Origin of the sequence: Desulfosporosinus lacus DSM 15449 (genome assembly GCF_900129935.1) — a bacterium.
Taxonomy (GTDB): Bacteria; Bacillota; Desulfitobacteriia; order Desulfitobacteriales; family Desulfitobacteriaceae; genus Desulfosporosinus; species Desulfosporosinus lacus.
In genome coordinates this window covers 87681-99468 of record NZ_FQXJ01000017.1, presented here as the reverse complement: position 1 = coordinate 99468, position 11788 = coordinate 87681, and the positions used below count along the sequence as shown (strand labels likewise).

General features: G+C 37.9%; 10 protein-coding genes. 4 read left to right on the top strand and 6 right to left on the bottom strand.

Annotated features, from left to right (window positions below):
- Window positions 1-527: 527 nt before the first annotated feature.
- Complete coding sequence (locus BUB11_RS19800) at window positions 528-1049, bottom strand: universal stress protein (RefSeq protein WP_073031630.1); 522 nt, start codon at window positions 1047-1049, stop codon at window positions 528-530.
- 2 nt (window positions 1050-1051) lie between these two features.
- The gene (locus BUB11_RS19795) at window positions 1052-1522 is read right to left on the bottom strand and encodes a hypothetical protein (protein ID WP_073031629.1); all 471 of its coding nucleotides are present in this window, start codon (window positions 1520-1522) and stop codon (window positions 1052-1054) included.
- A gap of 315 nt (window positions 1523-1837) precedes the next feature.
- Between BUB11_RS19795 and BUB11_RS19790 the strand changes: the two genes are divergently transcribed.
- Entirely contained in the window at window positions 1838-2080 is a 243-nt protein-coding gene (locus tag BUB11_RS19790) for a hypothetical protein (RefSeq protein WP_073031628.1), read from the top strand.
- Window positions 2081-2101: 21 nt separating this feature from the next.
- On the opposite strand, the gene BUB11_RS19785 is transcribed toward BUB11_RS19790, so the two are convergent.
- The 4 genes from BUB11_RS19785 to BUB11_RS19770 form a co-directional block, all read right to left on the bottom strand.
- Complete coding sequence (locus tag BUB11_RS19785; RefSeq protein WP_427846324.1) at window positions 2102-2551, bottom strand: hypothetical protein; 450 nt, start codon at window positions 2549-2551, stop codon at window positions 2102-2104.
- A gap of 271 nt (window positions 2552-2822) precedes the next feature.
- On the bottom strand, window positions 2823-4106 hold the full coding sequence (locus BUB11_RS19780) for an ArsB/NhaD family transporter (RefSeq protein WP_073031625.1): 1284 nt from the start codon (window positions 4104-4106) through the stop codon (window positions 2823-2825).
- Window positions 4107-4206: 100 nt separating this feature from the next.
- Window positions 4207-5664 carry an SLC13 family permease gene (locus BUB11_RS19775; protein WP_073031624.1) on the bottom strand — a complete coding sequence of 486 codons (1458 nt, stop codon included), beginning with the start codon at window positions 5662-5664 and terminating at the stop codon, window positions 4207-4209.
- A 728-nt stretch (window positions 5665-6392) separates the two neighbouring features.
- Complete coding sequence (locus BUB11_RS19770) at window positions 6393-7913, bottom strand: ATP-binding protein (protein ID WP_073031622.1); 1521 nt, start codon at window positions 7911-7913, stop codon at window positions 6393-6395.
- 344 nt (window positions 7914-8257) lie between these two features.
- Here BUB11_RS19770 and BUB11_RS27895 point away from each other — a divergent pair, with 344 nt between their 5' ends.
- From BUB11_RS27895 to BUB11_RS19760, 3 genes are all read left to right on the top strand, one after another.
- Window positions 8258-8431, top strand: a complete 174-nt coding sequence (locus tag BUB11_RS27895) for a hypothetical protein (RefSeq protein WP_200797958.1) — start codon at window positions 8258-8260, stop codon at window positions 8429-8431.
- Window positions 8432-8575: 144 nt separating this feature from the next.
- The gene (locus BUB11_RS19765; protein ID WP_073031620.1) at window positions 8576-9184 is read left to right on the top strand and encodes a hypothetical protein; all 609 of its coding nucleotides are present in this window, start codon (window positions 8576-8578) and stop codon (window positions 9182-9184) included.
- Window positions 9185-9717: 533 nt separating this feature from the next.
- Window positions 9718-11451: a SulP family inorganic anion transporter gene (locus BUB11_RS19760; protein ID WP_073031618.1), complete on the top strand. Its 1734-nt coding sequence runs from the start codon at window positions 9718-9720 to the stop codon at window positions 11449-11451.
- The last annotated feature ends 337 nt before the right edge of the window (window positions 11452-11788 follow it).

Here is an 11788-nt window from a genome sequence, read left to right as displayed (position 1 = left end):
AATGTGTCTATAGCGTATCCGTATTCTGATAATCAGGGATTCCTATAGTCAATTTACATGATTCGTTTATCGATGCCCATATCCAATATTTTTTGTTATATATACAAGCCCAGTTACTTGTTTTGAGATATTTTGATCATTCGGACTCAAAACTAATTTCTTTCAGAGTTAATGATTCTTGTATATCAAAATTTTATCAGTTTTAAGTGCTTGATGTCTCAAAGTCTTGGATAAATCAGCAAGACAACGTACACTGGATTATTGTTTTTCTTTCTGATGGAAGGATCAATAAGCAAGTACTCTTTGGAGAAGAGTACTTCATACTTCAGTTTATTAAATACAAAAAATAATTCATGGTAATTTAAATTCTCAATGCAAAACTTGTACAATTCGAAATTTTATTTTAAAAACTGAACGAGGGTACTTTGGTTCCCTAAAATCCGAAACTTAGTTTTCCTTCTAAAACATATAAAGAAGTGTAACAGTGTTACACTTCAAGAAATATCAGATATTCATATTAATTCAGGCTATCTTTCATAGTAGTCATTTTTGAACAATCTTAGGGTTGGTTTTGATCTGTAATTATCAAGATAATCCTCTGGAAAATTCTTAACCAACAAGACCGGTATAGAAGACCTTAATTGTAAGTTATGCGCTAGGCTACCGAAAATTAAATTCTTTATAGTTCTACATTCTCCAGTACCCATAACTATTAGCTGGATTGACTTCTTTCTTGAAAACTCAATAAGGGCGTCTACCGTATCAGGAATATTCGGATTACAATAGATAACCTGATGACGAACGTCCACTGACCTAATTTTAAATATATCCGTAACGTCTTGCATCTCGTCCGAGTTTAGATTGATTGACCCCGAATTAAGCCAGTTATCTTCACTTTCCCTTAAGCCATTGCTGCTTTCTTTTAGCTTCACAACAGTTAAATGCATGTTGGGCATATTCATCATTAGCATAGCTGAGTATATAACTGCGTAATAAGCAGGCTCAGAATCATCCAAATATAGCAGTACATTAAACCTGGATTCAGCCATCTCTAATACCCTGAAGACATCGCTAAAGCGTTGCTGGAGAAAATATTATAGCAATTTAGATTCATTACTCCACTCATCCACAATTCTGAGATTACATTATCATTCTCCTCTTCTGAATTATTTCGAATCGGGCAAGTTATTTTTATAATAAATTCTTCCTCTGAGGGGTTACCTCCTAACTCCCGAAACATTAGCAAGGCGATGTCCGTTGGTAAATCGCTCAATTCCTCTTGGCTAAATGGCACATCTGGTCTGATTTCCAAAGTAGCATTAAAAGATCGTTTAAACATACCTTCTCGGATAACTGTACCCGCGCTGGTAATAAGCGTTGCTACAGGTCGTTTAGCCCGTACCCGATTATTATAGAGTTCAAACTTAAAATCACGATCAGCCTTAGATTGATACACTGGTACAACATTTAAAAACTTGCCCCTAGTGAACCTTACCCCATAATCAAGAGATTCCTCTCCCATAATTAAAACCCTCCTTCAACATGGAGTGAAATATTAGTGTAATGAAAGCAATTAAATTTCTTAGCGGCCTTTAGACAGCTTTTTATAGTTTGTTTTGAAATTAAAAACAAAATAAACTGGTTAAACTTTCTTATGAGACTGTTCAAGTTTGGAATCCAGCCTCCTTTAGTGATCATTCTTTACAATAATAGATTATCATCCCATTTAAATCAGGTATATAGCAAAACCAAATCTTCATAATTATTTAATGTAATGGCGATAATTTAGGGGAAACAGGTATATCTTAGACACATCTTGGACCGGAGGGAACAATCAATGAAAAACGCAAGTACATCCTTAGAACCGCTTTTAGAATTTGAAAAGAAGTATTGCTGCTCATCAAAGTTAGCTAACTCTCAAATGATGTATTGGTATTACAAAATTTTAGGAGATAATTCATGGAAAAAGGTTATTCCAGAAATCGACAATTGGGTTTATCACTATGAGCAATTCTTAAATGATGGTGGAGATCCGTACCAGTTGAAACAAGCAGGTACTTTTCTGGGACAGTACTTTTAGTTAAATATGACAAATAGAATTTCATTTAATCCATATCTCTAAACTGTCCTTGTTCTGAATAATCCTTTCAGATATGTTTGTCCCTGCATATTGAAAGTATTGCTCGGTGCCATCATTGGGAATTATGCGACGAAGCAAAGGAATAATATTGGTATGGTCCACATCGAAATTATTAATTGATCTATCAAATTCATTCTTTAAAATAGAAGGGCTCCAGTACTTAGGTCCTTTTTTAGGTTTAATTTCAAAGACACGTCTCAAAAATTCATATGGAAACCCGCCAAAGGAAATGAGTAATTTCGGGTTATATTCAAGAATAATTTTCCTTAACAACTTTATTTCTGATGCAACCTCGTTACCCCACCAATTTAATGAACTTGGGACTATTCCACAATCACTGACTGCACTCCTAATGTAGATATTACTAGTATCAATTCTAGAGTGTATTTCCCTATAAACTTTATCTTGCATTTCATCTAAGACATGTCTCCAAATGTCATCGACAACGGTAGGATATTTTGGATTAATTAATAGCCAGATCGGATAGTTTATATCTCCTGAATCCCTTTCGACTAAAGGTATATATTTATCACGTGCTAAGCCGACAACAAATCTCTCCTTTCTTATTTTTGATTAACATTCCAAAGTCTCAAAAACATCTTTACCTCTGGGATCTGGAATTTGGCCTCTCCTTTATTGAATTGAAATAAATGCTGATACTGACCAGTGATTAAATTTCTTCCTATGTCAGATAGAAGAAATACAGATAAACCGAGGAAATGAGAATTGAAACAATCATTAACGGAAATGCCACTTTCATAAAACCTATGAAAGTAAATTTGTTGCCTCTTTTCTCTGCCATGCCTACTACCACAACATTGGCAGACGCTCCAATAATTGTACCGTTACCTCCAAGGCAAGCGCCGAGGGATAATGACCACCAGAGAGGATTGAGGTCTGTAATACCGCCTAATCTGCCCATATCCTCAATTAAGGGGATCATTGTGGCCACAAAGGGGATATTGTCCACAAAAGCCGAAGCTATAGCAGAGAGCCAAAGGATTAACATTCCGGTAGGCAAGATTTCTCCACCCGTAAATTTCAACGACTCCATTGCAATCCATTCAATAACGCCCACATGTTCCAAGGCTCCAACCAGCATAAATAGTCCTGCAAAGAAGAATATCACGGGCCATTCCACTGCACCTAACGCATGCTCTGGGTCATCACGAGTTATTAACAATAGTAACGCTGCTCCAGTCAGAGCAATAGTAGCTGATTCAAGGTGAACATACTTGTGAATGAAAAATCCAAAAACTGTAAGCGAAATTACAAATAGTGACTTTTTTAATAAGGTCGAATCTTTTATTTCGCTGGTAGGATCCATCATCATAATGTTGTTCTTCAATTCTTCACGAGTAACCATTTGTTTATGATAAATCAATTTTAGTAATAATACAGTCACAATCATGATTACAATGACAACTGGTGCAAGGTTAATAACAAAGTCCATAAAGCCCAAGCCTGTCGCAGAACCAATCATAATATTAGGAGGATCACCGATTAAAGTTGAAGTACCGCCAATATTAGACGCAAAGATTTCCGAAAATAAAATTGGCATTGGGTTGATCTCCAGGGCCTTAGCAATTGAAAAGGTAATAGGGACGATTAACAATACCGTTGTAACATTATCTAAGAGCGCAGAAAGGATTGCTGTGATAATTGTAAGTGAGACCATAATCTTCAAAGGATCTCCCTTACTTTGTTTGGCAGACCATACTGCCAGGTATTCAAAAAGCCCTGAGTTTCTGGCTATTCCCACAATGACCATCATTCCCACTAATAGCCCAATGGTATTGAAGTCAATAGCCTCAATCGCTTGTTCTTGGCTTATAACCCCGCCTATGATGACAAGCATTCCCCCAAATAAGGCGACAACTGTCCTGTGAATCTTTTCGGAGATAATAATTGCATAGGAAATTAAAAATACCGCAGTAGCATATATTATTTGGCTGTTACCTTCCACCGACATCCCCTCAATTCTAATTCAAAATATTAATCAAATTTAAAGTTGATACACCTAGATCAAAACCCAGGTGTATCAGTTCATAATTACTTCTACTAACCTACTTTAGAAGTGGTGACAGCCCTACAATTGGCCAGTAGGTAAAAGTCATGAGTACCAGGACCCCCATGATAAGCGCACTTGCAGGGATACCACTTACAAAAAATTCACCCGTGGTAAACTGCTTAGACTCATAGGCCATTGCGTTAGGAGCAGCTCCAATCAGGAGTAAGAAGGGCATACCAGCCATTGCAGTGGCACCATACAGGATAAGTTCCGGGTTAACTCCGAGATACTGAGCCATGACAAGAGCTACAGGCAGGGTAATGGCAATAGCCGCTACATTCATAATAAAGTTTGTCATAATCAGTACAAGGAAACAAACCGCTAACACAAAGACCAACCAGTGTGCACCAGCAAGCATTCCCAACCACTTGATGGCGATCCACTGAGCTGCACCTGTCTGCCATAGGCAGAAACCTATGCTCATGGCACCGGAGAACAGTAAAACGATGTTCCAAGGGATTTTTTTCTCCAGATCCTCAACAGTCAATACATTAGCAAGGAAGAACAGTACACCAGCGAGCAACAACGGAACCGAACGATCCATTGTCTTTAATGCCGGAATAACGGCTTGTAACACAAGCATAGCCAGTGCAAAAACAACAACGACGCCTACGAATATTTCATTCTTTTTAATTGGGCCAAGTTTTGCATACTCTGATCTAGCCTTCTCACGCAACCCAGGGATCTTAGTTTTTTCCGGCTTATAAATAACCATTAACAAAGCCCAAATAAGAAATACAGTTGCCCAACCAAAAGGTGCCAAGTGGAGCGAAAAGTCAACAAAAGAAACCTCGACGCCTGTAAACTCTGTATAAAAACCAACCGCAGCGGGGTTACGAGCACCGCCCAATAAAGTGCAAATACTTCCAGCACCTGCTGTGTAGGCCATCCCTATGAACAAAGCCTTACCAAATTTTGAAGGCTTGCCATCGGAATTATCTCCATTATACAAGGCCAGAATTGTCACTAAAATTGGAAACATTGTAGCCGCCACGGCCGTATGGGCCATGATATGGGTTAATAATGCCGTAATAACAAATACCCCTAATAAAATCTTTCTGGTATCTTCACCCACAATGTCCAACATCTTATAGGCAATTCTTTTGGTTATTCCAGCCTTGGTGAAAGCCAGACCTATAAGCAGTGATCCTAAAATAAACAATACCGTAGGGTCCATAAAATCTCTAAACGCATCTTTTGCGGGACGTATTAGAAATAAAGCCTGCACAACCCCAATCATAATACTGGTAACACCAATGGGAGTCACCTCAAATACCCACCAAATACTGGCCAGAAAGAATAAACCAATCGCCGCTTTACCTTGTTGGCTTAACTCGAAGGATTTCCCAGAAGGATCTACCGCCGCTCCAAACTGTGGAGCATAAAAGAATACCAAAAATAATGCTACTCCAAGCAAAATAAAGAAAGTTCGCTTTGCATTATTACCACTCATTTTTAACACACCCCTCTATCATTTTTTAGGTGCTGCTTGTACAGTACTATGGTCATTAACCCAATTACCTAAACAAATAATTGCAAACATGGTCTCACACTTTTCTGCATTTTTGTGTTATAATACAATTACGATTAAATTTCTTAGCGGCCTTACGAGGCTGCTTTTTTTATTTATTTAGAACGTTTAATATCACTTCCCTCCTTTATTTGTTCATGCACCCCTCCAATCACTCAAAGCCTATACTTCCTTAAAAGGTTAGAATGTTTTTTCATGCCTTTTTAGTTGTTATTTTCAATCTCCCTTCTATTTGTTATGTGACTATACTCACAAGTAAAGAGTATCATTGTGCTCGCAATGCGTCTATAGCAAATCAAAATGCTCATAATCGCTTTACACTATTGCTAAATCGATGGTTAACCAGATAATTCAGCAGTAATCATCTGAACTTATTAACGTTGCTGTTCCATCCCCCCTTTTCCACGTAAAAAATAGGCTATTAGAGATGTGTCCCCTTCCTAAATCGTCTCCATTGCAATGAATATGGGCTATAACTATATCAGTCCAAAACTTTCTTAATTAATTAGATCTATTATCACAAAAAACTCCGAGAGAAATGTTTCTCTTCGGAGTATTTTTGTGCGAAAAAGGAGGTCTGTGCTATTTCTTTATTATTTCATAGCCCTTTATTGATATCATCTTTAATCAGATTATTGTGTTACGAATCATCATTCGTTTGTAAGCAGGTTTGATTTAGGAATACTCACAGCCATAGCAGTCCCTTTTGGGGAAGTTTCAAAAACCCAGATTTTCCCCATGTGCATGTGGATAATTTGATAACTGATAGACAATCCTAACCCAGCCCCATCATCCCTAGTCGTGTAAAACGGATCAAAAACACGTGAAAGATCGTTAGGCTCGATCCCTGTACCCGAATCGGTGAAAATTACTTCAATTGTTTCTTCCTTGACGATCGATTCAATGATCAGTTTACCTCCCCCCTCCATCGCTTGAATAGCATTAATAATTAAATTGACAAAAACCTGTTTCATCCTATCCATATCGATGTTTACTAAAGGAAGGTTAGGTTCAAACCTTTTCTCCAACTCAATATTATTTTGCCGTAGCATTGGGAAGGTAAAGATAAGAACGGATTCCAGTAAACGGTTCAACTCGGTTGGACTAACGATTGGTTTACAAGGACGACCAAAGTCCAGCAACTCTTTAATAACAAGATTTCCTCGATCAACTTGATCACAAATCACCTTCGTATATTCCCTCAACCCTTGTTGTGTTTTGAACTCTCCCTCCATAACTTGGACAGTGGCTTTAACAATCGCCAAAGGATTTCTCAACTCATGTGCTACCCCTGTAACAAGTCGACCCAATGCTACCAGTCTTTCCGACCGCCTCAATTCTTCTTCTAGTCGTTTCTTTTCCTTTAAGTTATCAGCCATGTTGTTAATGGCTTGGACAACTTCCCCGATTTCCCCAGGCATCGCAGGCAGTCTTTTTTCACTGTCTTCCTGCATACTCAAAATTCCGTTTTTAATCACTTGTACCTCAGCGGCCAAGTTGTGAATGACATAAAGAGCAGTTCCTAGGCCAAATATCAGTCCTAAAAGCGTCATGTATCGAGTGATCAGACTGAATTGCCTGCTCTGTGCAAAGACCGGATGAACCTGTTCGTCTGCCCAAGCTATAGCGATCAGTTTTCCTTGTTGCATCACGGGCATTAAATATTCAAAAGCTTGGTTTCCTTGAGAACCTGCGATACGGGAAAGCGGCTCTTTAGTCGCATTAACAGCTACTAGCCCTGAGGAAGCTTCGTCTAAAATTCGATACTCTCTTGCCTTTATTTCCTCGGGCGTTTGAGGCCGATATTGATGTAGAAAACCATAGACGAACAGATCATTAGTTTCTGGAATGTACAAACCCAAGCGTACTCCCGGGTTCCCGTCTGACAATGGTTTGGCAATTATTTCAAAGGCATTGGCGACTATATTTATATCCTTTTTAGAGAGCGGGGTATTGTACTCTAGATTCGAACGGTCCAAAACTTCAGTTAAACTCTGAACTGTGGCATTAACCATAGTCCCTAATCGCTCTTCCTTGGTTTTTAATAGCATTTCATCTTTGGCACTGGAAAAAAAGATATCATACGTCATCACGAGTATGGGGATCAGCAAAATGGCTGAAACAGTGAACATTATTTGAGAAGCGAAGGATTTATTTTTTAGTCTTAACAAGTAAACGCCCCCTTAGCGTGAATTCAGACAATTCACTTGTGACTGTTTAAAAACAAACAAAAGGAGAATGCCTGGTAATAAAGAGCACGATAAGAAGTATTTAGAAGTTCTTTAGGTGCATTCAAACTCTAAGTGTTTGCTCTACTGTAGATGCATATGTCTGAAAACATACAAAACTCATCTGGAAAACGAGTAAAATGGCTGGCACTATAATTGCATGAGTAATTACTAAGTTGCACTCAGAAAAATGAAATGAAAGGTAAGTATGTATTGTATTTATGCAGGTATACCGACCAATGCTTCGCGGGGCTTTTTAATATATTTCATTTTAGGAGGTAATTGTCATGACTACAAATCAATTCACAGTATGGGTTCAAGAATTGTTTGATACTTGCAATATTCATAATGAGATTGAAACGAGCAAGCTTATTGTGGAAGTGATGCGGAAATTCCGGACTCTAAATCAGGACAAAATTCAAGAGCGAGTAACAACAGATCAATTATGCGTTAGAAATTAGCTTATTAAAGACAACCTCTCTCCCACATAATCAAAGCATAACATATGAGATTATTGAGTCTATAGCAAACCAAAATATTCATAATCAATATACTCTATGCAAAACATTAGATTTCAATATAATTCACTGAAAGGCGGGATTCGTTTGCCCAGCTTATTACTCGATAATTATTCAATTTCTGTTGATAGCATGATGAAAGAATCCGGAGATAGATCTTTTCCGATTTGGCTCTTAGTTAATCCCAAATACCCCACTGACGTTCTTAATATTTGGAATCCAATAATGTATGAGATTCAGGACAAAGTATATCGCAAACTTCATGCAAGAATTAACAGTAGAAATATTTATATTAAGAATGCAGTAAGCAATATTGGAAGAGTTTCTAATACCTCCAATGAGTCGGAAGCAAATAATAACATTGCAATGTTAAAGAAAAGTGTCTCAGAATATCAACCTAAACTTATAATTACTTTTGGAACCATTACAACTGAGTTTGTGAGGCGTGTCTTGGATACAAGACTTGAAAAAGAACCTAATTATTGGAGTACTAGTAACTTAGGAGATGAATTTGAGCGATCTATTGCAAACTTTGACATAACCCAAACAAATTGGATTCCTTTAAATCGTCGAACAATGAGGGCTACTACTAGCATTAAGGATTGGGAAGAAGGCAAAGGTCACTATCATGACGTTGCAACAAAGATTGCCGATCTGTTCATTGAAAACAAAGACAGTCTGAAAATATGGATTTGATAAGCGACACTTATCAGAGGACCAAATGGTCATGAAGAAGGAAAGGAGGATAAATATGGATGCTTTGAAATTTATTTGGGGTTTTTTGGCTTTCTTCGGTGATTGGCTCTGGCATGATGATCAAACATTAGACAAATGCTGATTTAACTAGGATCTATATCAAAGAAGACGATTCGAATTTTTTTCTAAATTTGAGTCGTCTTCTTTGATAAAATACCACAGCCTGAATTCAGGCAATCCAATTGCAACTGTTTAAAAACAAACAGATAATGAATTCCTGTTGTAAAGAGCAATAATTCGGGAGAAAACAGGTTCCTCGGTTCTTTTGAACCCTAGATATTGACTCGCCAACAGATTTATATGTCTAAAATAACACAAACATCTGGATGAATTGAAGTAATATTGCTGGCATGATAATTGCATCAATAACTAATTGAGTGCACTTAGATAAATGGAAGGTAGTTCTTGGACGTCAGAGAATCGCCTTAAAACGCACCATGTTTCACAATTTACTTTGTTGGGGGGCAATAATTATGAACATTGTCAAATTTATCCCGATTCTAGATACCTTAATCAATTATGATAAAAGAAATTTCAGATTTGATTTGATTGCTGCGCTAACAGTTGCCGTAGTTGCTTTACCACAAACTATGGCGTATGCAATGATCGCAGGTGTACACCCGGCTTACGGCCTCTACTCCGGTATTGTGCTAACAATCATCGCATCCTCCTTTGGCAGTTCCAATCAGTTAGCCACGGGACCTACTAACGCCATCTGTCTCTTAATAGCGTCCTACATGATACCCTTTGTCGGGAGTGAAAATTTTTTTGGCAACTTATTTCTTCTAACATTTTTAGTGGGAACCATTCAGCTTACAATGGGTGTTCTGAGACTGGGCTCTCTAGTCAACTATGTTTCCCACGCAGTAATAGTTGGCTTTACCGCCGGAGCAGGTATTATCATCGCTATGGGACAACTTAATAATTTAATGGGTATTACGTTGACAAGTGGACACCTTTCGAGTATAGGCAAGGTTATTGCATGTTTTCAAAGTATTGATAAAATTAATTATCACGCCTTTAGTATTGGAATCTTTACTATGGCAGTAATAATATTCCTTAAAAGAATTAATAAAAATTTGCCCGGAGCTTTATTAGGGGTTATTTTCTCAGTACTTTTAGTAATGATTTTAGGCTTAGAAAAATATGGAGTTAAGGTTGTAGGGCAAATACCTCAAGCCATCCCGCCTTTAAGTATACCTAATTTCACTCTCTCGGCTATCGGTGATTTGGGAACAGGGGCAGTTGTCATAGCTATTATTGGTTTGGTTGAAGCAGTATCAATCTCCAAGGCCATCGCCTCTAAAACACATCAAAAAATAGATCCAAATCAGGAATTTATAGGCCAGGGAATGGCAAATTTAGGAGGTTCTTTTTTTAGCAGTATAGCAGGTTCCGGTTCCTTTACTCGTTCGGCTATTACTTATCAAAATGGGGGTAAAACAAGAGTAACCGGCGTACTGGTAGGCCTGATAATACTCATGGTTTTGGTTTTTTTCGCACCCTTTGCGAGGTATATCCCAAATGCGAGTTTGGCTGGGGTTATCATGCTGGTTGCCTACTCCATGATTGATAAAAAAGCTTTAGCAAAAGTATTAACAACCAACCGCAATGATGCCGCAGTATTGCTCGTAACCATGTTGACTACCGTCTTCGCACCTCATTTAGAACAAGCTATTTATGCTGGAGTTGCAATCTCATTATTGCTCTATCTCAAAGATTCCGGTGTAGCAACTGTCAAAACTCTTGAACCGGTCAGAGGGAATGATGGGCAATTTGTGGAGCAAATCGGCAATGGACAAGACACATCTATCTCAATTCTTCAACTAGAAGGAAATTTATATTTTGGTTCCTCGGCCGATTTGGACAAGAAGTTGAGTGACTCTTACTCCAACTCTAAGGTTTTCCTTATTCGTTTCAAAAGTGTATTAATAATCGATATTACTGCTTTGGAAGTTATCGAGGGATTTATTAACCGTGCATTAGCGGAAGAAAAGAGAGTTATTCTATCTGGAGTCACTCCTAAAATATTACGTATGTTAGATAAAATGCACATTATTCAACATGTTGGAATAGAGAATATCTTCATGGAAGACGATGAGGTATTTGCCACATCCGGGAAGGCTCTGGACGAAGCAAGTTCGTTTGTCCGAAACGTGAGTTATAAAACCGAAAAGATATCTGCTCAAGCATATTTAACTAGGTGATGTAATCAAACATAACCCCCTCAAAGATAGTTTATCCTTAAGGGGGAGTTTGAGATATCGAATGATTAATAATACTCTCCTCGCTTCGAACATAATTGACGGGCATGGAAACGAAACAAAGAACGCATTATACAGCAGCAGTTGCCATAGTTCTCCTAAATGTGAATAAACGCCTACGTTCTTCAGACGACTCATGACGGCATTTATAATATTCGCATCGGGTTGGGATTATCGAAATGTCTGTAAAGATCATATAGTCTATCTCTTTGGGTGACGATTGTTGTATATCTGCTTCCGATTTTTTAATGACTTCCTGAATTATCCTGTTAAGATTAGA

What these genes read in the sequence shown, in the direction of transcription:
- BUB11_RS19800 (WP_073031630.1), bottom strand. Translation starts at nt 1,049, where the DNA reads ATGGCTGAATCCAGGTTTAATGTACTGCTATATTTGGATGATTCTGAG.
- BUB11_RS19795 (WP_073031629.1), bottom strand. Translation starts at nt 1,522, where the DNA reads ATGGGAGAGGAATCTCTTGATTATGGGGTAAGGTTCACTAGGGGCAAG.
- BUB11_RS19790 (WP_073031628.1), top strand. Translation starts at nt 1,838, where the DNA reads ATGAAAAACGCAAGTACATCCTTAGAACCGCTTTTAGAATTTGAAAAG.
- BUB11_RS19785 (WP_427846324.1), bottom strand. Translation starts at nt 2,551, where the DNA reads ATGCAAGATAAAGTTTATAGGGAAATACACTCTAGAATTGATACTAGT.
- BUB11_RS19775 (WP_073031624.1), bottom strand. Translation starts at nt 5,664, where the DNA reads ATGAGTGGTAATAATGCAAAGCGAACTTTCTTTATTTTGCTTGGAGTA.
- BUB11_RS27895 (WP_200797958.1), top strand. Translation starts at nt 8,258, where the DNA reads ATGACTACAAATCAATTCACAGTATGGGTTCAAGAATTGTTTGATACT.
- BUB11_RS19760 (WP_073031618.1), top strand. Translation starts at nt 9,718, where the DNA reads ATGAACATTGTCAAATTTATCCCGATTCTAGATACCTTAATCAATTAT.